This is a genomic window from Rhodococcus sp. SBT000017 (assembly GCF_003688915.1).
GTDB lineage: Bacteria > Actinomycetota > Actinomycetes > Mycobacteriales > Mycobacteriaceae > Rhodococcoides.
Genome location: NZ_REFU01000001.1, coordinates 767,748 through 787,653, shown reverse-complemented (window position 1 = coordinate 787,653; position 19,906 = coordinate 767,748). Strand labels below are relative to the sequence as shown.

Sequence of the window (19,906 nt, the reverse complement as noted above, 5' to 3'; positions counted from 1 at the left end):
GCGACCCGTCGGCAGCGGAGCGCGCCGACGCACCTCATCCGAGCGGCACGGTCACCGATCGATCGAGCAGTCCCCGCAGCACGTCTCGGTCGATACCGGCAGCCACGTTCTGCAGTTCGGCGATGCCGAACGCGCCCGAATCCAACCCCCGCACCAGAACGCCTGCCAACGCCTGCGCCGTCGCCGGCTCGTCCATCACCTCACCACCCTGGCGATCGAGGTAGCTGCCCAGCCGAGCAGCAGCTACCGGCATGGCCTGACGGAAGAAGCCGAAGGTCGCCAACCATCGCGTCACCAGATGCCCGGGATGCATGTCCCAGCCCTGATAGAAGCCGCGTTCGAGGGATCTGGTCACCAGCTCGAAGTGTCGACGCGCGGACGCCGCCACCTGTGTTGGGTCGCCCGTCGGCACCACCTGGGTCGAACCGTCGCACACCCACACCCCGGTCTGTGCCGCTGCCACCAACATGACGTTCTTCGCATGGTCCGCCACCGGATGGGCCAATGATTGCTGCGCAGAGGTGATTCCGCAGGCGGCGCTGTAGTCGTAGGTTCCGTAGTGAAGGGAGGTGCAGCGGCCGTCCGCCCTGGTGATCGCCCGCGCGAGCGTCGCCGTACCGTCCGCCCCGATCACCGCCTGCGGGCTCTCGATCTGCAGCTCGAATCGAAGGGCTCGATCGGGCAGGCCGTGCGCACGCTCGAGCTCCTCACACAGCGCGACCACAGCGGCTACCTGCGCGGCGGCACGGAGCTTGGGGACGGTGAACACGAAGCCGTCGGGCACTCCCCCGGCTCCGTCCAGGACCAGCTCCAGGGTGCGGATTCCGCGCCGACGCTCATGTGCGGCAAGCCCTTTGGCGCGAATTCCCAGCCACGTCGGACCTGCCGAATCTTCGGCCAGGGCGGACAGCGCTGCCCCGACCGCCCTCGCATGGGTGTCCTCGACGGCATCGGATCGCCACCCGTAGCCGTCCTCGAAGTCGAATCGGAGGTCCTGGATGGGCGCACTGCCGAGTCGGTCGCGCACGAGGGGTAGTGCGTTCTCGGTGTCGAGTCCGGCGAACGCCTCGGGGTGGGCGTCCAGGATTGCCAGGGCGGCGGCACCCCATTCGGCGGGCACAGCTGCCGAGGCATCCGCGGCCGACACATAGACGGTGTGAGAGGGCTGGCCACCGACTCGGTCACCCGGATAGTGCTGCGCGAGTTCGTCGTCGATGGGACCGAACAGTGATTCGAGGCGATCGAACGCGTCGGAAGTCAGCGAGGAAGCAGCATGGTCGTTGTGGCCCGTCATGGGCATCACTGTCCCAGATGTGCGGTGTTTTCGATATTCGCCAGCCGGACCTTGCCCTGAGCAACCAGGCGTCCACTCTCGTCCGTCATGTCGACCTGCCAGAGCTGCTGCGTACGTCCCCGATGAATCGGATGTCCGTGCGCGGTCAGGGTTCCCGACCGAGTCGCGCGTAGGAAGTCGGTGTTGTTGTTGGTTCCGACGACGTGGCCGCGCGCGCCGAACCAGGCCGATCCACCGATACTGGCCACCGACTCGACCACCGAGCACAGCACGCCCCCGTGCATGATTCCGGCCGGTTGATGGAGCTGCGGGGTGACGGTCCATTCCGCGCGCACCTCGTCGCCGGAGACCTCGAGGTATCGCAGGCCGACGACCCCGTCGAACCCTCGTGCACACAATTCGGTGAGCTGTTCCGGCGTCATGGTGTCGAAGGTGGTCTCCCCCGTGGTGCCGCTCGAGTCCGTCATAGCTGTGCCTTCCGGTTGCGTCGAGATGGTCCGGCCGACTCGGCTGTCGACTCTCGTTCAGAGATACACGACGCTCGACCCACAAAAATCGGTGGGCCTCTCGTTCGTCGAAGAACGAGAGGCCCACCGTGGCAAGGACCGGGAGTCACTGCAGCCCTCAGGACTCCGGCGCGATCCGTTGGTACGAAGTCAGCATAGGCAAACCTTAGTTCCAGCGCAAGACCTTCACGATGCCCGGAGTCTCGCGCGCCCCGGAACCCCGACGCGTGAACGGACGGGAGCCCCAGCGGCGACCATGGCGTCGAGGAGCAGCTGACCTCGGCGGGCACCTGCCGATGCACTCGCCCCCGCCAGAATCGGCACATACGTCGAGGCCCCGAGGATGGCGTCACCGACCAGGGCCCAGAAGACACGCGCGTCCAACGGAGCACGATCGGCGATCGCGCGGAACACCGCGCCGAGCGACGTCGTGCAGCGATGTGCAGTCCAGACCAACAGGGCCTGTTCACACGGAAGCGTGACCGTGCCGGGCTCACCCGCGGCGGAATCCTCGGGTAGCACTCGCAGGATCGGCGATGCCACTCCCGCCCAATCGATCCCGCCGTCGCTGTCCATGTGGATCCACAGATTGTCGATGCCCGGATCCCATGCGCGTGCCTCCAGGACCAGCAGCGCGGACACGCGTCCGACGACGGCGTGAATCAGGGCCGTCGCTACCTGCACTGCCGCAGCCTCGGGAACATCGAGATCCTCGAGCGATCGTCGGTACATCTGCTCGACGCGACCGTCCTCGAGACCTACCGCCAGCTGCCACCAACGGCGTTTGCCCTCGTTCGCCATGGCGGCCACCGCGTACATCCGCGGGTAGTCGGGATTGAGTGCACGCAGGGTCGCGCACGAGTCGGCCAACAGCGCCGCCCCGCCGGATCGATTCGAGAATCGATGAACATCGGCCCAGCCCGTGTACGACGCTGTTGCAACTGACACCTGATCGCTCCTTACGTTCTCGGCGGGTGCACGCGTCGCACCCCTACCCTTGAATGTAGGTTAGCCTAACCAGATCGTAAAGCGGGTCAGGCACCGCTACCCTTACCTCGCCTCACGTGTCGAGCAAGGGTTCCGTAACCTAAACCGAGTCCCTTCGAAACAGCGAGGAGTCACGAGCACTGTGACCACAGCTCCGCTACTCGGCCCGCACGGCGCACGCCGGTCGTCCGACGAGTCCTACGGGACCGAGGACGTGCCGACCGGGCCGCCGCCGCGTGGCTCTCGCATCGCTGCGGCCGCGATCGACGCACTGATCGTGCTGGTCCCCTTGTTCGTCGGCTGGTCGATCGTCGACGCGCTTCGTGACGACAACGGTGGCGGCCAGGCGGACCGATTCGTGTTCGGCACCATCGCGGTGTGCGTCGCGCTGGCTCTGTTCGTCTGGAATCGCGGCTACCGCGACGGCAACGAAGGCCAGAGCACCGGTCGACGCTGGATGGGACTGACACTGCGCGACACCGCCACGCACGGTCCGATCGGTGCTCGTCGTGCCCTTCGCCGGCAATTCCGGATCGGCGCTGCATCGTCCGAGGTGGTGCATGAAAAGGCTGCTGCGGCAGAAGGATTCGAGCCCATCCCCAAAGACGGTTCGGTCGCGGCCATTCGGCGGCGGAGGTTGCTCGGTTTGGCCGTCCTGGTCGCCGCACTCGTCGCCGGCATACTCGCCAGCATCGCCATCGGCGCGCGGCCACTGACCTTCGCCGAAATCGCCCATGCACTGCTGAATTCGACGGGCACCGACACCGACATCATCGTGCGCACGCTGCGCATTCCCCGCACCGTGCTCGCGCTGGTCGTCGGTATCGCGCTCGGTATCGCAGGCGCTCTCATCCAGGGGCACACCCGCAATCCGTTGGCCGACGCCAGCCTGCTCGGTCTCAACGCCGGAGCGGCGTTCTTCGTCGTGATGGCCATCTACCTGTTCCGGTTCACCTCGCCCAGTCAATACCTGTGGTTCGCCTTCGCCGGTTCGGCGGTGGCGAGCATCGTCGTATTCGGACTCTCGTCGATAGGGTCGGGCAGATCCAGTCCGATCAATCTGGCCCTCGCCGGTGCGGGCGTCGCGTTCTTCCTGATGGCGATGACGAATGCCGTCGTACTGCTCGATCAGACCAGCTTGGACGGCTACCGCTTCTGGGTGGTCGGATCCGTTGCCGGACGCGGCCTGGACGTACTGTGGCAGGTCTTGCCGTTCCTGGTGATCGGCGTCCTCATCGCACTGGCGAGCACGCCCGGCCTCAATGTCATGAGCCTCGGCGAGGACGTCGCACGATCGCTCGGAACCAACATCGCGATCACCCGAACCGTCGGCATCCTCGCCATCACGCTGCTCACCGGTGCCGCGACCGCAGCGTGCGGGCCCATCGCGTTCGTCGGCCTCGTCGTTCCGCACATCGCCCGCGCGGTGACCGGACCCGACTACCGCTGGCTCGTGCCCTATGCCGGCCTCATGGGCGGAGTCATGCTCATGATCGCCGATGTCATCGGCCGGGTCGTGGTGCGCCCGGGCGAACTCCAGGTGGGCATCGTTCTGGCACTGATCGGGGCGCCGTTCTTCATCGCTCTCGTTCGACGCCGGAAGTTGGTCGGCCTGTGACCGCCGACCTGCAGTCCCCCACACCGACGCCCGGCCCTGCTGTCGTTCGCACCCGGCCTGCGTTCCGCCTCGGTCCGATCTCGATGGTTCGGCGGCCGCTGATGGTGTTGACGACCGTCCTACTGGCTGTGGCGCTGGTGCTGGTCATGTGCGTGAATATCGGACGAGGCGATTTCCCGCTGTCGATCACGGCGGTCCTCGACGTGCTGCTCGGCGGCGGTTCGAGGATCGAACGGTTCATCGTGATGGACCTGCGACTGCCCCGATCACTGACCGGCCTCCTGGTCGGTGCTGCCCTCGGCATCTCCGGCGCGATCACTCAGTCGATCTCTCGCAACGCCCTGGCCAGCCCCGACATCCTGGGCATCACCGCCGGTTCCAGTGCCGCAGCCGTCGCTCTGATCGTGCTCGGCGGTGGCAGCAGCTTCAGCGGGCTGCTCGCCACCCTCGGCCTTCCTCTCGCAGCACTGATCGGCGGGCTGCTCACTGCGATCGCGATCTATGCCCTCGCCTGGCGCAAGGGCGTCGACGGGTTCCGCCTCATTCTGGTCGGCATCGCCGTCAACGCGATGCTCACCGCGGTGATCGGCTGGCTGCTGATCAGCGCCGACATCAACGACGTGTCCCGCGCTCAGGTCTGGCTCAACGGTTCGCTCAACGGAGCGGACTGGGCAGCGGTCTGGCCGGTTGCCGCAGCGGTCGTCCTGGTCGGCGGCGGCACCGTCGTTGCGACGTTCACGCTTGGTGCCCTGCGACTCGGCGACGACAACGCGAGGTCGCTCGGTGTTCGTCTGCAACACAGTCAGGCCATGATGTTGCTCGCTGCCGTCGCACTCGCCGCGATCGCCACCGCCGCCGCGGGACCCATCGGATTCGTTGCGCTCGCCGCTCCCCAGATCGCGCTGAGGGTGCTGCGAACGCCAGGCCCGCCGATCATCGCGTCGGCACTTCTCGGTGGATTGCTCGTCGTGGCAAGCGATCTGATCGCTCGCACCATTCTGCCGGTGGAGCTCCCGGTCGGCATCGTCACCTCGGCCCTCGGCGGACCGTTCCTGCTCTACCTACTCGTTCGCAGTAATCGAAAGGCCTCCGTATGACGACCAGCCACACCTCGCGTCTGATCGCGAACGATCTGAGCCTCGGTTACGGCGACCGCACCATCGTCGAGCACCTCGATCTCGAGATTCACACCGGAGTCATCACCACGGTCATCGGGCCCAACGGCTGCGGAAAGTCGACGCTGCTGCGTTCGCTCGGCCGTCTGCTCAAGCCCAAGGCAGGCAGCGTGATGCTCGACGGTCGAGCGATCTCCTCGATGAAGACGAAAGAGGTGGCTCGCACCCTCGGCATGCTGCCGCAGGCACCGACCGCCCCCGAAGGACTGACCGTCGCAGATCTCGTCTCACGCGGTCGTCACCCGCACCAGTCGTGGATCCGGCAGTGGAGCTCGGACGACGAGGCCGAGGTGGCGAACGCACTCGAATTGACCGGTGTCGGCGACCTCGCCGACCGACCCGTCGACGAGCTGTCCGGTGGCCAGCGGCAACGCGCCTGGATCTCGATGGCACTGGCCCAGGGCACCGATATCCTTCTGCTCGACGAACCGACCACGTACCTCGATCTGGCGCACTCCATCGAGGTACTGGATCTGGTCGACCGCCTGCACGACGAACTCGGTCGCACCATCGTCATGGTCCTGCACGATCTGAACTTGGCGATTCGCTACAGCGACCGGTTGATCGTGATGAAACAGGGAGAGATCGTCGCCTCCGGTCGGCCGCAGGACGTCATTTCCGAGCAGCTTCTGCTCGACGTGTTCGGCCTCGAGGCCACCGTGATCGACGATCCGATGTCCGATCGTCCTCTCATCGTTCCGATCGGGACCCGACACGTCTATGGGTCGGTCGGTGGACCGGTCCGGTCCGAAAGTCGTTCCGCCGCAGTTGCATCCACCGAGGGGTAGGGCGGAGCCTCACCGCTCGATCATCGTGCGTACCAGCTTCACACCCTGACCGATCGACACGTCCGGCAGATATGCCCGGCCGATCGCATTACCGATACTGGGCAGAGCGGCCGGATCCGCGAACGTCATGTGCATCGGTTCGTAGCGGGGCTGGAACTTCGACTTGAACGCCAACAACGAACGGAATCCGTAGACGGGTTCGAGGGTGCGTCCGAGGACGTCGAGCAACCGCTCGAGCAGTCCCGACAGCGTCGACTGCTCGGCACTGGAGACGTGTTCGGGTTGCTTCTCGTCGACCTTGGCCAGGGGTGCGCCGGAGAGACTGAGGAATCGAGCCCCCTCCTGTTCGAGCAGCAGAGCGGCCGATGCGATGAGGAATTCCATCGTGGGCCGGAAGCCCTCGGATCTGCGTCTCATGAAGTCGAGTGTCCATCCGACGATGACGCCGTCCTCGTACACCGGCATCCACGAGGTCACACCGTGCACGGTCCGGTGCTCGTCGACGGCGATCAGGCACCGTACGTTCTCGTCGTCGACCTCCTCGAGACCGCCGAGAGTGAAGCCCATCTCGGGCATGCCCTTGTCCGCGACCCATTCCTCCGAGATCGCAGTGATCTGGTCCGTGATCGCCAGCGGGGCCGAAGGAAAGCGAATCCACTCGGCGACGACGCCGGCCTTCTTCGCTCTGTTCAAAGCAGTCCGTACGTCCTGGAATCGCTTGCCGGTGAATGCAATTCCGTCGAGGTCGAGAACCGTTTCCTCACCGACCTGGATTCCTCCCCAGCCGAGGGAGTCGGTGATGCGGCGGACGTCGGGCGTGACGGAGTAGAAGCACGGGATCCATCCGTTCTCGGACGCGAACTCGGCGAATTCGACGACGTTGTCCCGCAAGGACTCCCGCGGACCGACGGGATCCCCGGTGGTCAGTGCCACGCCGGCGATGACCCGGTAGGCGACATAGCTGCGGCCGTCGGCACCGAACCAGTACTTGTTGCCGCGCCAGGTCGTCATCCACGACAGAGCGGACCCGCTGCTCGACATGAGCAATCCGCGGGCCCGTTCGGTGGCGTCGGTCTCGGTGCCGTACACCGGGGTGAGGAAGGTACTCGCGGCGAGCACACAGACCACCACCCAGAACACCACGCCGGTCCACTCGAAGAGCAGGGTGGTCGGTGTGCTCTGCGGGAGCAGTGCGGGCTCGAGCCACTGCAGGTAGACCGGGGGAATCAATCGTTGCGGGAAGTCCGCCAGCAAGCCGCCGAAGGACGGCGAATCGGCGAAGCCGTCTCGGGCCAGATACCCGCCGATCGAGTAGATGAGGGCGAGTCCCACCCCCACCCCGACCACCGAGGCCGCCCATCGACGATAGGTACCCGACGGTGCCGACACGTCGAAGAACTTGCGGGTGACGATCAGGACCAGCAACACGATCAGTGGCAGCAGGAACGGCACCGCAGTGCGGTACGCCGTCGGCGATTCCAATCCGTAGAACAGGGACTGGTCGTCACCGGACTCGAGGAACCGGATGGCGAAGTTGGCCACCGACAATGCGAGCAGAATGCCCTGCGAGACCACCGCCATCGCCCATGCGAAACGCCTGCCTCGACGCAGGCCGTCACTGACCACCAGCAGGAACAGCGACGGCATGATGCTCAGGATGGTCGGGCCGACTCCCCCGAGTCTGAGATCGAGCAGACCACGCCGACACTCGACCGGGTCGGTGGTCGCGTCGGCGCAGATTTCGCGCACCTCGGCCGCCGTGTACGGAACCCCCCGCACCACGTCACGAAGTACCGCGAACGGCCCGACAGCGTTGGGGCTCAGTGCCGCCAGCACCGGACCCAGGGCGCTCGCGGCGACGATCAGCGCGACCAACACCCGGCCTTCGCGCTGGGTACCCGCCAATCGAGGTCCACGTGCCGATCGGCCGACGATCCACGGGCCCGCGATCAGGCCGATCACCGCCGCAGCGAGCCGAACGACGTCCTGCAGGTGCCCACCGAACAGTGCCAACGTCACCAGCAGGGCCAGCACGCCCACACGGATACGCCTGCGCCACAACGTATCCATCCGCGACGTCGCGACCAGCACCACGCCGAAGATCCAGGTCGTCGGGCCCACAGCGGTTCCGACGTGCAGCCGGAATCCCCAGTCCGCGTCGAAGGTCTTGGCCAGGACCGCGAGGCCGAGGCCGAACAGCGAACCGGCCACCTGCGTCACGAACGCCGCGACGGCGAAGCGACGGGATCCGATACGGCGTTCGATCGGTGCGGCGGCGAGCAGCACCCCGACCGTGGCCACCACGCATCCCGCGATATTGGGCGCTGCCAGTCCCGAGGTGAGCGGGGTCCATAGATGCCAGTGCTCGAACGGCATGATGCCCACGGCGAAGTACTTGTCCATCTCGCCCCGGTTGTCCACGACAGCGGCGACGATGCCCATCACCCAGACGACGGCGAGCAGGGTGAAACTGACCGGCGCTCCCACGGCACCGAACACGATGAGCGCCCACAACCGCCGAAGCTGGCGCATCACCGCAGACGCACCCGACCTCAGTGACTCGGTGCGCTTGGACATCCACGACGGTTCGGCGGGATCGTGCGCTTCTCCCACCGCCGAGGTCGGTGCTTCGGCGTTCGCCGCGGACGGTCGTTCCGGATCGGTCACGTTCACGAAATCAACCCTGTCCTCGTTGCCAACCATGGGAGCTCACGTCGGAGGCCTTCCGACCACACCGCGAAGCTGTGTCCGCCCGGTACCTCCACGTACTGCACGTCCATTCCGGCGGCCTTCGCCGCGTCGTACATCTCCTGTTGGCCCGGCTTGTAGTCGTTGTCGTCCGACCCCACGACGAAAATACCGGCCGAGTCGGGGTACTGACGTGATTTCAGCAGGTCGAGCGGGTTGATGGCGGTGAACGCCGCAGAGTTTCCTCCGAAGGCCTGTTGCACCGTTCGGTCTCGATCGCCGAGAGTCGGCTCGCGCTGGCCGGAGAGGTCGAGAAACGTGGGATAGACATCGGGATGATTGGTCGCCATCTGAATCGAGCACGTACCGCCGTAGGACAGTCCACCGATCGCCCAATGCGCGCGATTCGGGTCCACCTGCAGCGCGCTGTCGATCCAGTCGGGAACGTCGCGGGAGAGATACGTGTCCACGTTGCCCAGCGGCGAGTCGACACAGAGCGGATTCGCCATCGACGACCCGGTTCCGTCCGCGACGACGACGACCGGCGCGAGACCTGCATGATCGCGAGCGAAGTTGTCCATGGTCTCGGCGAGCTTTCCGCCGTTGAGCCAGTCCTCGGGTGCTCCCGGCTGACCGGCGAGCAGTACGAGAACCGGAAGGAGCGGACGAGGATCGGCGAAGTAGGCGGGCGGCAGGTAGATCTCCGCATCTCGGGCGGAGAAGTTCGACGCGGTGGCCGGAATGGAGGCGGAGGTGATTCTCCCGGCGGCGCCCAGGTCGGCGGGCGCGGTCCAGATCGAGTCCAGCGGCGTGCCGGTGACGGTCTGCTCCACCGGAGCGGGCACATCCGAGAACTGAATGCGCGCCGCGGACTCGGCCCCGAGAGCGTTGCCCACGGTGGGATAGGCGTCGAACTCGAGGTTGACGTGCAGGGCCGACGCCGCAACCACGAACACCATCGCCAGCACGGACGCCACGGTGCCCAGCACCCCCCGGGCGGCCACCGACCTGGGAATCACCGCGAACAGCGCAGCGAAGCCGACTCCGATCCACACGTAGATCGCGGTCTCTATCGGGTCCGGGAACGGTCGCCACACCTTCTCGACCACCACGTAGCCGATCGCCGTGACGACGATCGCTGCCGTCGCGGCGATCGGCAACGCCCGCGTGGCGTATCGCCGCGATCGCGGCGATAAGAGCAGCCACAGACCACCGAGGGCACCGAGAACGGACACGATCACCGGTACCGGGCCGTCGATCAACGACAGGGAATCGAACCACTCCACGCTTTCGTCTCCGCTCACTTCTGGCAAAGTCGGGCCGAGGGCGGCACGATCACAGCACAGAATATTCTCCACGGGATTCCTGCGGTCGAGACCCGCCGATTCGTGACGAGCAGGTCTATGACCGATCCCACACCACCTGACCGGTCGTTACTACCACCAGTAGTACGCATCCGCGTCGGACTAGCCGTAGACTCGGACGAATGGCTGGTCTTGGTGAACTAGAGCGCGCAGTGATGGACCATCTGTGGGAGTCGTCGGATCCCCAGACCGTTCGACAGGTCCACGAGGCACTTGCGACGCATCGCGAACTCGCATACACGACAGTGATGACGGTGCTGCAGAGGCTGGCGAAGAAGAAGTTGGTCGTGCAGCAACGCGACGACAGAGCGCACCGCTACGCACCGTTGCACGGCCGCGACGAACTGGTCGCCAGCCTCATGGTCGACGCGCTGTCGCAGGCACCGGCGTCAGGTGGACGTGCAGCGGCACTGGTGCACTTCGTCGGTCAGGTCGGGGCCGACGAGGCCGCCGCCCTCCGTGAGGCGCTCGCCGCGTTGGAAGTGGCACAATCGACATCGAAGTCCCCTTCGGCTGGAGATGGCCGTCCGACGGACTGACGCTCGCGGCAGTAAGTGAGGACATGAACTCGACGACTGCGCTGGTATTCGCAGTACTCGCGCTGATCCTGGCTGGGCCGGTTCCGGCGGTGCTCGCTCGCGCGAGTTGGCCGTACCGGTCACCCCGCGCGGCTCTGGTGCTGTGGCAAGCAATTGCCCTCGCTGCTGTGCTCTCGGCTTTCAGCTCCGGCCTCGCGATCGGCGGACTGCTACTGGTCCCCGGTCCTGACGGTCGTCCTACGACTGCACCGACCGACGAGATCGACGCGCTCGGCCTGCCCCTGTGGATCCTCTACGTCGTCGTCCTCGCCATCACTCTGGGTATCGGTGCCAAGCTCATGTTCTCCATCGTTCAGGTAGCGGTCAGAACCCGTCGTCGACGTTCCAGGCATCGCGTGCTCGTCGACCTGCTGGATCGAAGTGACTTGGGCGAGAACCCTTTCCGTGGTCTGCGCGATGCAGACATCCGCGTGCTCGACGCGGCCGAGCCGATCGCGTACTGCCTACCCGGTCTGCGTCAGCGGGTAGTTCTCAGCCGGGGAACATTGGCCAATCTTTCCGAGGCGGAAGTCACTGCCATCCTCAGTCACGAGCGGTCACACCTGCGCGCCCGCCACGACCTGGTCCTCGAAGCATTCACCGCCGTCAACGAAGCGTTCCCCCGGATCGTCCGCAGCAAGTCGGCACTCGGCAGCGTGCAGCTACTGGTGGAGCTGCTCGCAGACGACTCGGCGGTCAAGGTCACCGGACCCACTCCGTTGGCCAGGGCACTGGTGACCTGTGCCGGATCCACCGCACCGCGTGGTGCGATGGCAGCCGGCGGGCCGCACACCCTCATCCGTGTTCAGCGCTTGAGCGGCCCGGGCAGTGATGTGCGCATCGCCGCGGCTGCCTACGCGGCGGCCGTGGTGATCCTCGTTCTTCCGACGATCTACGTCGCTATGCCGTGGCTGGAGGAACTGAGCAAGCTCTTCGGGTGAGTCCGCCCGCGATCGGGGTCGCACAGGTCACATCGACTCGAGTCGAACAATTCGCGGTACGTCCCGTACAGTAGAGACCGGTCGCCATCGCGACCTAGCAATCGAAATGGCACAAACAGCCCCACTTTATGCAGTTCTCATCTGCATTCTGATGGCCAGGTGACAGTGCCCTGGCTCGTATCAATGTGTTCTGGCTGTTTTTCGTGTTTCCCGGTTCTTCGGGTGCTCTCAGCTTCGGGCTTATTGGCGTGCCCGTAATCCGGAGAGGCTTTACTGCGTGACCCACGCTGTTTCCAACACACCCGTATCCACCACTTCCGACACCACGGCAGTACCGACGCCCGTAGCGGCACCGGCCTTCACCTTCGCCGATCTCGGACTGCCCGAGGCAGTCGTCGCCGCATTGGCGCGCAACTCGATCACCGTGCCCTCCCCTATCCAGGAGAAGGCACTTCCCGACGCGATCGCCGGTAAGAATGTCCTCGGTCGTGCGCAGACCGGCTCGGGCAAGACCCTTGCCTTCGGCCTGCCGATCCTGCAGCGCCTGTCGCTGCACACCGACCGCCCGGCGGCCAAGCGCCCGCGTTCGCTCGTGTTGGTCCCCACCCGCGAGCTCGCGTTCCAGGTTGTCGAATCCCTCGCTCCCTACGCCAACGCGCAGGGCCTGCGAGTCATGCCGGCCGTCGGCGGCACCCCGTTCAACAAGCAGGTCGAGCAGCTCCGACGCGGAGTCGACGTCCTCGTCGCCACCCCGGGCCGCCTCGCCGATCACCTCCGCCAGGGCACCTGCATCCTGGACTCCATCGAGATCACCGCCCTCGACGAGGCCGATCAGATGGCCGACATGGGCTTCCTGCCCGAGGTACGTGCCGTCCTTGCCGACACACCGGCCGACGGACAGCGCATGCTGTTCTCGGCCACCCTGGACCGTGAGGTTCAGTCGCTGGTACGCCAGTTCCTGCCTGATCACGTCGAGCACTCCACCCAGGACGGCAAAGCCAGCGTCCGGACCATGGATCACTACGTCCTCATGGTCGACCGGGGTCAGAAGGATCTTGTTCTCTCCGAGATCGGCGCCCGCGAAGGCGGCCGCACCATCATGTTCGCGCGTACCAAGCTGGGCTGCGACGGAATCACCGATCGCCTGCGTGCGCTCGGAATCGCCGCGGAATCACTGCACGGTGGCAAGGCTCAGAATCAGCGCACCCGCGTTCTCGAGCGCTTCAAGAACGGCCGCACCCCCGTCCTCGTCGCCACCGACGTTGCCGCTCGCGGAATCCACGTCGACGGTATCGACCTGGTCGTCCACGTCGACCCGCCCGCAGACCACAAGGACTACCTGCACCGCGCAGGACGCACGGCACGCGCCGGAGAGAAGGGCACCGTCGTCGCGATCGTGCTCCCCAACCAGCGTCGTCAGGTTCTGCGTCTGACCGGCATGGCCGGCGTCAAGGCGACCGCCGTCAACGTCTCGCCCGGTTCGGCCGAGCTGAACAGCATCACCGGAGCGAAGAAGCCGACCGGTGAGCCCCTGCGCGCCGAGTCCACTCCCCGCGATCGGAACAGCCGTCCCGGCTACCAAGGATCGAACCCGCGCAGCGGCGGCGGATACCAGGGCTCCAACCCGCGCAGCACTGGCGGGTACCAGGGCTCGAACCCCCGCAGCGGCGGCGGATACCAGGGCTCCAACCCGCGCAGCAGCGAGGGCTACCAGGGAGATCGTCCCCGCACCGGCTACCAGGGTTCCAATCCCCGCAGCGGCGGCGGATACCAGGGCTCCAACCCGCGCAGCGAGGGCTACCAGGGTGACCGCCCGCGTCGCTCCGACTCGAGCTCGTACCGCGGCTCCGAGGGTCGTGGCTACGAAGGTCGCGGCTCCGACAACCGTGGCTCCGACAACCGTCGTCCCGCGTCCGGCCCCCGCCAGGACGAGCACCGCTCGGGAGGCTTCCGCAGCCGCACGGAACGCCGTTCGTACGACGGTTTCGACGGTCCGGCTCGCAGCCACTGATCGCTTCGTCACCGTGAGGTCGTGATCCGACCGGAACTGCACAAACGGGTGCCGCATTCTTCGCGAATGCGGCACCCGTTGTCGTTGCCGGTGGTCGGGTTCGACACCGGCCGGGGGGTTGGCTCGCGCGAAATCTCTCGGCAGGGAAAGCTGTCGGTATGACCTCAGCAGCAGAACCGACAGAACTGGCTCAGATCGGAGTCACCGGACTCGCCGTCATGGGCTCCAACATCGCCCGCAACTTCGCCCATCACGGCCACACCGTCGCATTGCACAACCGCAGTGCCGCCAAGACCGATGCCCTGATCGCCGAGCACGGCACCGAGGGCAACTTCGTTCGCACCGAAACCATCGAGGAGTTCGTCGCCGCTCTCGCGAAGCCGCGCCGAGTGCTCATCATGGTCAAGGCAGGCGACCCCACCGACGCGGTGATCGAGGAGCTTGCAGGCGCGATGGAGGAGGGCGACATCATCATCGACGGTGGTAACGCCCTCTACACCGACACGATCCGTCGCGAGGCGGCCATGAAGGAGCGCGGACTGCTCTTCGTCGGTGCCGGTATCTCCGGCGGCGAGGAAGGCGCTCTCAACGGACCGTCGATCATGCCGGGTGGTCCGGCCGAGTCCTACAAGGCCCTCGGACCGCTGCTGGAATCCATCGCAGCGCAGGTCGACGGCACGCCGTGCTGCACCCACATCGGACCCGACGGCTCCGGACACTTCGTCAAGATGGTCCACAACGGCATCGAATACGCCGATATGCAGCTCATCGGCGAGGCGTACAACCTGTTCCGCGACGCCCTCGGTTACACGCCGGCTCAGGTAGCGGACGTGTTCACCGAGTGGAACAACGGTGATCTGGAGAGCTACCTCGTCGAGATCACCGCCGAGGTTCTCCGCCAGGTCGACGCCAAGACCGGTCAGCCTCTCGTCGACGTGATCGTCGACGCTGCGGAGCAGAAGGGCACCGGTCGTTGGACCGTCAAGGCGGCCCTGGACCTCGGCGTTCCCGTCACCGGTATCGCCGAGGCGGTGTTCGCTCGGGCGCTGTCGGGGTCACGCGCTCAGCGCAAGGCAGCCGTCGGGCTCGCCTCGGGAACTCTCGCCGACAAGCCGACCGATGCGGAGCAGTTCACGCACGACATCAGTCGGGCTCTGTACGCGTCGAAGATCGTCGCCTACGCACAGGGCTTCGACCAGATCGCCGCGGGCAGTGCCGAATACGACTGGAATCTGCATCCCGGTGACCTCGCCACGATCTGGCGCGGTGGCTGCATCATTCGAGCTCGGTTCCTCGATCGCATCAAGGACGCGTACGACGACAACGCCGAACTGCCGAGCTTGATCCTGGCCCCGTACTTCCGTGACGCCATCGAGAACGCCATCGACAGCTGGCGTCGGGTCGTCATCACCGCGGCCTCGTTGGGCATTCCGGTCCCCGCGTTCGCGTCCTCGCTCTCCTACTACGACGCGTTGCGGGCAGAGCGTCTACCGGCCGCTCTGACCCAGGGACAGCGAGACTTCTTCGGGGCGCACACCTACGAGCGAACCGACTCGGAAGGAAAGTTCCACACTCTGTGGAGCGGCGATCGTTCCGAGATCGAAGCCTGACCGACGACCGTCCGCCGGTGGCGCTGCGTTCACCACGCAGCGCCACCGGTACAGCACCGGGGAACCCGGTCAGACGGGTACCGGCCCGAGGACCGGTTGGACCACCGTCGACGGGATGCCCTCCCACGGCAGAGCACCGTCCAGGTCCTTCCACACCGCCTGCACGGCACTGAAGCGCCCTCGGCCGTAGACGTCGGACGCTGTGTAGAGAATTTCGGCACAGTCCGGTACGTCGATGGTGAACAGCTCGAATCCTGCTGCAGTGCACCCAATTCCGGATTCGAGCTCCAGCATTCCCGAGACTACCGAGGCGCCGAGCGAATTGAGAATTCGCGAGGACTCATGCGGCCCGCGCCCCGTCGTGACGATCTCCGGGCTGCCGAAATTCGTGAGACCGACCGTGTAACAGAACGCCGGGTGGATACCGTCGGGATCGACTTCCGATTCGACGTACTGCAGAGCCCACCCACACCTGTCGATGGTGCGTTTCACACCTTCGATGTACTCGTCGACGCTGTAGCCCTGACACATCTTGCACATAGCTCCCCCACACTCTGCGTGCGATCGCCCCCTCGGCGATCACGGTGTCGAACGCCGATCGAACATGCGTTCTACGCCGAGTATCGCGCGGGGCACCGACAAGAAGATTCCGACGCGTGGTCGACGCAGCGGTAGGGTCACATCCATGCCGGGTCAATCCGTTCGATCGTTCGCAGAACTGGGACTGCCCGTGGTTCTCGTACACTCGCTGAGGAAATCGGGTGTCTCCGAGCCGTTTCCGATCCAGTCCGCCGCCCTGCCCGATGCGCTCGAGGGCCGCGATGTGCTCGGCCGTGCTCCGACAGGATCGGGAAAGACTCTCGCGTTCGGGCTTCCGCTGCTCGTGCGGCTCGCCGGCCGTCGCAGTGAGCCCGGTGCACCGCGTGGACTCGTACTGGCTCCCACTCGCGAACTCGCGCTCCAGATCCAGGAAGTGCTCGACGTCCACGGGGCGACGTTCGGCTTACGCAGCGTCGGTGTGGTCGGCGGCGTTCCGCTCGAGCGCAATGTCCGAGAGATCCAGCGCGGAATCGACATCGTGGTTGCCACCCCCGGTCGCCTCAACGACCTGCTCCAGCGACGCTCGATCACGTTGGATCGTGTGGAGGTGACTGTGATCGACGAGGCGGATCGCATGGTGGACATGGGATTTCTACCCCAGGTCGATTCGCTCCTCGCCGCGACACCGGCCGGCGGGCAACGGCTGCTGTTCTCGGCGACCCTGGACGAGGACGTCGACCGCCTGGTCGAGAAGTTCCTGAACGATCCGGCCGAACATTCCACAGCGGAGTCGGTGAGCGAGCCCGACATTGCCCACTACGTGTTTCGGGTCGATGCTGCCCGCAAGACCGAAGTAGCTGCCGCACTTGCCAACAGAGACGGTCGCACGTTGCTGTTCGTCCGCACCACTCACGCGGTCGACCGACTCACCGACGACTGCCGCCGGCTGGGTGTATCGGTATCGTCGTTGCACGGCAACAAGACTCAGGCGCACCGCACACGCTCGCTGGCTGCTTTCGGCGACGGCGCATCGACTGCACTGATCGCGACCGATGTCGCAGCACGTGGGGTTCACGTCGACGACGTCACCCTCGTGGTCCACGTCGACCCACCGTTGGACTCCAAGGACTACGTGCATCGCGCAGGTCGCACTGCACGCGCCGGAGCCAGCGGAACCGTCGTGACGTTGGCCACCGCCGAACAGCTGGATCAGGTGTGTGCCATGGCCGGCGATGCCGGTGTCACGGCAACGGTGGTCGATACCGAGACCGATCCCACCTCGTGGCGTCGATTGACCGGGGCTCGTACACCCATCGGCAGGCCGCTCCCGGCCGAGGCGGCGGAACCACCAGCACCTCGCAGTTCTCGACGCGGTGCCGCACCCGTCCGACACGAGCGAAGCGGGCGGGCCGGAGGCAGGCGCGGCGGCAGCCGAGGACGACGCGGGTGACCTCCTCCTGGTTGCCGATCGCGCTCGCCCTGGTTTCGGCATTCCTGTTCGCCTGCGCGTCGGTGGCACAGCAGAGCGCCGCAGCATCGGTTCCGGAGGGAACGTCGCTGCTCTCGGCTCTGATCCGAAGCCCGAGATGGTGGGTGGGCGTACTCGGCGATGCGGGCGGCTACGCGGTCCAGATCGCTGCACTGTGGGTCGGTTCGGTCCTGGTCGTGCAGCCGTTGCTCGTCACCGCCCTGCTGTTCGCCCTCCCGATGTCGGCGAAATTGGCCGGCCGCGCACTCCCAGCTTCGACGTGGACGCTCGCCTTTCTCCTGGCCGCCGCCCTCGCGGTGTTCATCGTGGTCGGCGATCCCAGCGAAGGCAATACCGACGCCCCTCTGTCCGACTGGGCGTTTCCGCTGATCATCGCCGCGGTCGTGATCGGCGGCGCTGCGGTGGGCGGGCTCATGCTGAGAACTCCCGGCGCGCGGGCTCTGTTGCTCGGAGCCGCGGGAGGAATGCTGTTCGGGCTGGCTGCGGCTCTGACGAAGTTCGTCACCGATCTCGTGGAGAGCGACCTGCTCGGAGCACTGGCCGCCTGGCAGACGTACGCGCTGGTCGGATCCGGAGCTCTCGGGTTCTATCTGCAGCAGCGAGCATTTCAGGTCGGTCCCCTGTCCGCGTCACTACCGGCCGTCACGATCGGCGAGCCTCTCGGTGCGGCGTTCATCGGCATCACGGTCCTGGACGAGCGAATCAGGACCGACGGGGCTGCCCTCGCCATCATCGCCGTGGCGGTGTTCGTCATGGTCGTCACGACGATTCGACTGTCTCGGACCCAGGCGTCGACCCGCATCGAAACGGAGACGGTGGACGGGGCTTCGGCCCCGACTGCGCCCGACCGGTAGTCTCGATCAACGTGCAGTTCCTCGATGGTCACCGACCGCCCTACGATCTCACCTACGACGATGTCTTCCTCGTCCCCAACCGAACCGACGTCACGTCGCGGTTCGATGTCGACCTGAGTACGGTCGACGGTTCGGGAACCACCATTCCGATCGTCGTGTCGAACATGACCGCGGTGTCGGGACGGCGGATGGCCGAAACCGTCGCACGTCGCGGAGCGATCGCAGTGATCCCCCAGGACCTCCCCACCGAGGCCGTCGCCGAGACCGTCGCATTCGTCAAGAGTCGTGACCTGATCGCGGACACACCTGTCGTACTCGGCCCCAACGAGTCCGTGTCCGACGCCTTGGCTCTGGTGCACAAGCGCGCACACGGGTCCGTCGTGATCGTCGAACACGGCAAGCCGATCGGCGTGGTGACCGAGAGTGCCTGCGCCGACGTCGACCGATTCGCCCGGCTCAGTTCCGTGGCGTCGGCCGATTTCGTGCGCGTCCCTCGCCATGCGTCGCCCAAGGAAGTCTTCGAGCTGATGGAAGCGGCACACGCCCACCTCGCCGTCGTCGTCGAGAACGACGGCTCCCTGGCAGGTGTCGTGACCAGGACCGGCGCAGTTCGGACCGGTATCTACGCGCCTGCAGTCGACGCGTCGGGACGCCTCCGTATCGCTGCCGCCGTCGGCATCAACGGCAACGTGGCGGAGAAGGCGACCGCACTGGTCGAGGCCGGTGCGGATGTGCTCGTGATGGACACCGCGCATGGGCATCAAGAGAAGATGCTCGAAGCCCTCGCTGCTGTGCGCGCCCTCGATCTCGGTGTTCCCCTGGCGGCCGGCAACGTGGTGTCTGCCCAGGGCACACGCGATCTGGTGCAGGCGGGCGCAGACATCGTCAAGGTCGGCGTCGGACCAGGAGCGATGTGCACGACGCGAATGATGACCGGTGTCGGACGCCCCCAGTTCTCGGCTGTGGCCGATTGTTCGGCTGCGGCAGCCGAACTCGGAGCTTCGGTGTGGGCCGACGGCGGTGTGCGCCATCCTCGTGACGTTGCTCTCGCACTGGCTGCCGGTGCTGCGAACGTCATGATCGGCTCGTGGTTCGCCGGCACCTACGAGTCACCGGGCGACCTGAGAGTGGACGCATCCGGCAATCGGTACAAGGAGAGCTTCGGCATGGCGTCCAAGCGGGCCGTTGCCGCGCGTACCGCCACCGACGGGGCGTTCGATCGGGCTCGCAAGGCCTTGTTCGAGGAGGGCATTTCCAGTTCGCGGATGCGACTCGATCCCGATCGGCCGGGTGTCGAGGATCTGATCGATCACATCTGTGCCGGAGTTCGGAGCACGTGCACGTACGCGGGAGCCCGTTCCCTCCCGGAGTTGGCCGAACGAGCAGTTCTGGGAGTCCAGTCCGCTGCCGGATTCGCCGAGGGACGGCCCCTGCCCTCCGGGTGGTGACGGTCGGGCACGGTT

At 66.1% G+C, this 19,906-nt stretch carries 16 protein-coding genes; 10 read left to right on the top strand and 6 right to left on the bottom strand.

Annotation, left to right across the window (positions count from 1 at the left end; all coding sequences use genetic code 11):
• Nucleotides 1-34: 34 nt before the first annotated feature.
• The 3 genes from AYK61_RS03490 to AYK61_RS03480 all read right to left on the bottom strand — a co-directional run bounded on the left by AYK61_RS03490 (nucleotide 35) and on the right by AYK61_RS03480 (nucleotide 2,748).
• Nucleotides 35-1,294: a DUF6986 family protein gene (locus tag AYK61_RS03490; RefSeq protein ID WP_121872400.1), complete on the bottom strand. Its 1,260-nt coding sequence runs from the start codon at nucleotides 1,292-1,294 to the stop codon at nucleotides 35-37.
• Between the two features lie 5 nt (nucleotides 1,295-1,299).
• Nucleotides 1,300-1,761: a PaaI family thioesterase gene (locus tag AYK61_RS03485; RefSeq protein ID WP_121869823.1), complete on the bottom strand. Its 462-nt coding sequence runs from the start codon at nucleotides 1,759-1,761 to the stop codon at nucleotides 1,300-1,302.
• Nucleotides 1,762-1,986: 225 nt separating this feature from the next.
• A complete protein-coding gene (locus tag AYK61_RS03480) occupies nucleotides 1,987-2,748 on the bottom strand; it encodes a hypothetical protein (RefSeq protein ID WP_121869822.1) in 762 nt (253 codons plus the stop codon).
• A gap of 181 nt (nucleotides 2,749-2,929) precedes the next feature.
• On the opposite strand from AYK61_RS03480, the gene AYK61_RS03475 reads away from it, so the two are divergent.
• The 3 genes from AYK61_RS03475 (at nucleotide 2,930) to AYK61_RS03465 (ending at nucleotide 6,368) form a co-directional block, all read left to right on the top strand.
• Nucleotides 2,930-4,405 carry an iron ABC transporter permease gene (locus AYK61_RS03475; RefSeq protein WP_121869821.1) on the top strand — a complete coding sequence of 492 codons (1,476 nt, stop codon included), beginning with the start codon at nucleotides 2,930-2,932 and terminating at the stop codon, nucleotides 4,403-4,405.
• An 83-nt stretch (nucleotides 4,406-4,488) separates the two neighbouring features.
• A complete protein-coding gene (locus AYK61_RS03470) occupies nucleotides 4,489-5,502 on the top strand; it encodes an iron chelate uptake ABC transporter family permease subunit (RefSeq protein WP_259468160.1) in 1,014 nt (337 codons plus the stop codon).
• On the top strand, nucleotides 5,499-6,368 hold the full coding sequence (locus AYK61_RS03465) for an ABC transporter ATP-binding protein (RefSeq protein WP_121869820.1): 870 nt from the start codon (nucleotides 5,499-5,501) through the stop codon (nucleotides 6,366-6,368). Before AYK61_RS03470 ends, AYK61_RS03465 begins: the two co-directional genes overlap by 4 nt.
• Nucleotides 6,369-6,377: 9 nt before the next feature.
• Here AYK61_RS03465 and AYK61_RS03460 read toward each other — a convergent pair whose 3' ends face one another.
• Together AYK61_RS03460 and AYK61_RS03455 are read right to left on the bottom strand one after the other, a co-directional pair.
• Entirely contained in the window at nucleotides 6,378-8,945 is a 2,568-nt protein-coding gene (locus AYK61_RS03460; RefSeq protein WP_397485404.1) for a bifunctional lysylphosphatidylglycerol flippase/synthetase MprF, read from the bottom strand.
• A gap of 92 nt (nucleotides 8,946-9,037) precedes the next feature.
• Entirely contained in the window at nucleotides 9,038-10,342 is a 1,305-nt protein-coding gene (locus tag AYK61_RS03455) for an esterase family protein (RefSeq protein WP_121872397.1), read from the bottom strand.
• 200 nt (nucleotides 10,343-10,542) lie between these two features.
• Here AYK61_RS03455 and AYK61_RS03450 point away from each other — a divergent pair, with 200 nt between their 5' ends.
• The 4 genes from AYK61_RS03450 to gndA all read left to right on the top strand — a co-directional run bounded on the left by AYK61_RS03450 (nucleotide 10,543) and on the right by gndA (nucleotide 15,560).
• Nucleotides 10,543-10,959: a BlaI/MecI/CopY family transcriptional regulator gene (locus AYK61_RS03450; RefSeq protein ID WP_032398122.1), complete on the top strand. Its 417-nt coding sequence runs from the start codon at nucleotides 10,543-10,545 to the stop codon at nucleotides 10,957-10,959.
• 23 nt (nucleotides 10,960-10,982) lie between these two features.
• Nucleotides 10,983-11,939: a M56 family metallopeptidase gene (locus AYK61_RS03445; RefSeq protein WP_121869819.1), complete on the top strand. Its 957-nt coding sequence runs from the start codon at nucleotides 10,983-10,985 to the stop codon at nucleotides 11,937-11,939.
• A gap of 277 nt (nucleotides 11,940-12,216) precedes the next feature.
• A complete protein-coding gene (locus AYK61_RS03440; protein ID WP_121869818.1) occupies nucleotides 12,217-13,950 on the top strand; it encodes a DEAD/DEAH box helicase in 1,734 nt (577 codons plus the stop codon).
• 158 nt (nucleotides 13,951-14,108) lie between these two features.
• The gene (gene gndA, locus AYK61_RS03435) at nucleotides 14,109-15,560 is read left to right on the top strand and encodes an NADP-dependent phosphogluconate dehydrogenase (protein ID WP_121869817.1); all 1,452 of its coding nucleotides are present in this window, start codon (nucleotides 14,109-14,111) and stop codon (nucleotides 15,558-15,560) included.
• A 69-nt stretch (nucleotides 15,561-15,629) separates the two neighbouring features.
• On the opposite strand, the gene AYK61_RS03430 is transcribed toward gndA, so the two are convergent.
• Nucleotides 15,630-16,100 carry a DUF4262 domain-containing protein gene (locus AYK61_RS03430; RefSeq protein ID WP_121869816.1) on the bottom strand — a complete coding sequence of 157 codons (471 nt, stop codon included), beginning with the start codon at nucleotides 16,098-16,100 and terminating at the stop codon, nucleotides 15,630-15,632.
• A 145-nt stretch (nucleotides 16,101-16,245) separates the two neighbouring features.
• Here AYK61_RS03430 and AYK61_RS03425 point away from each other — a divergent pair, with 145 nt between their 5' ends.
• The 3 genes from AYK61_RS03425 to AYK61_RS03415 are packed head-to-tail and all read left to right on the top strand — an operon-like array spanning nucleotide 16,246 to nucleotide 19,891.
• Nucleotides 16,246-17,550, top strand: a complete 1,305-nt coding sequence (locus AYK61_RS03425) for a DEAD/DEAH box helicase (protein ID WP_259467917.1) — start codon at nucleotides 16,246-16,248, stop codon at nucleotides 17,548-17,550.
• Nucleotides 17,547-18,443 carry a DMT family transporter gene (locus tag AYK61_RS03420; RefSeq protein WP_121869815.1) on the top strand — a complete coding sequence of 299 codons (897 nt, stop codon included), beginning with the start codon at nucleotides 17,547-17,549 and terminating at the stop codon, nucleotides 18,441-18,443. The genes AYK61_RS03425 and AYK61_RS03420 overlap by 4 nt, the downstream gene beginning before the upstream one ends.
• A gap of 11 nt (nucleotides 18,444-18,454) precedes the next feature.
• Nucleotides 18,455-19,891 (top strand): GuaB1 family IMP dehydrogenase-related protein, encoded by a 1,437-nt coding sequence (locus AYK61_RS03415; protein ID WP_121869814.1) that lies wholly within the window; start codon nucleotides 18,455-18,457, stop codon nucleotides 19,889-19,891.
• Nucleotides 19,892-19,906 lie beyond the last annotated feature (15 nt).

What these genes read in the sequence shown, in the direction of transcription:
- AYK61_RS03485 (WP_121869823.1), bottom strand. Translation starts at nt 1,761, where the DNA reads ATGACGGACTCGAGCGGCACCACGGGGGAGACCACCTTCGACACCATG.
- AYK61_RS03445 (WP_121869819.1), top strand. Translation starts at nt 10,983, where the DNA reads ATGAACTCGACGACTGCGCTGGTATTCGCAGTACTCGCGCTGATCCTG.
- AYK61_RS03470 (WP_259468160.1), top strand. Translation starts at nt 4,489, where the DNA reads ATGGTTCGGCGGCCGCTGATGGTGTTGACGACCGTCCTACTGGCTGTG.
- gndA (WP_121869817.1), top strand. Translation starts at nt 14,109, where the DNA reads ATGACCTCAGCAGCAGAACCGACAGAACTGGCTCAGATCGGAGTCACC.
- AYK61_RS03430 (WP_121869816.1), bottom strand. Translation starts at nt 16,100, where the DNA reads ATGTGCAAGATGTGTCAGGGCTACAGCGTCGACGAGTACATCGAAGGT.
- AYK61_RS03425 (WP_259467917.1), top strand. Translation starts at nt 16,246, where the DNA reads ATGCCGGGTCAATCCGTTCGATCGTTCGCAGAACTGGGACTGCCCGTG.
- AYK61_RS03460 (WP_397485404.1), bottom strand. Translation starts at nt 8,945, where the DNA reads ATGTCCAAGCGCACCGAGTCACTGAGGTCGGGTGCGTCTGCGGTGATG.
- AYK61_RS03465 (WP_121869820.1), top strand. Translation starts at nt 5,499, where the DNA reads ATGACGACCAGCCACACCTCGCGTCTGATCGCGAACGATCTGAGCCTC.
- AYK61_RS03450 (WP_032398122.1), top strand. Translation starts at nt 10,543, where the DNA reads ATGGCTGGTCTTGGTGAACTAGAGCGCGCAGTGATGGACCATCTGTGG.
- AYK61_RS03490 (WP_121872400.1), bottom strand. Translation starts at nt 1,294, where the DNA reads ATGACGGGCCACAACGACCATGCTGCTTCCTCGCTGACTTCCGACGCG.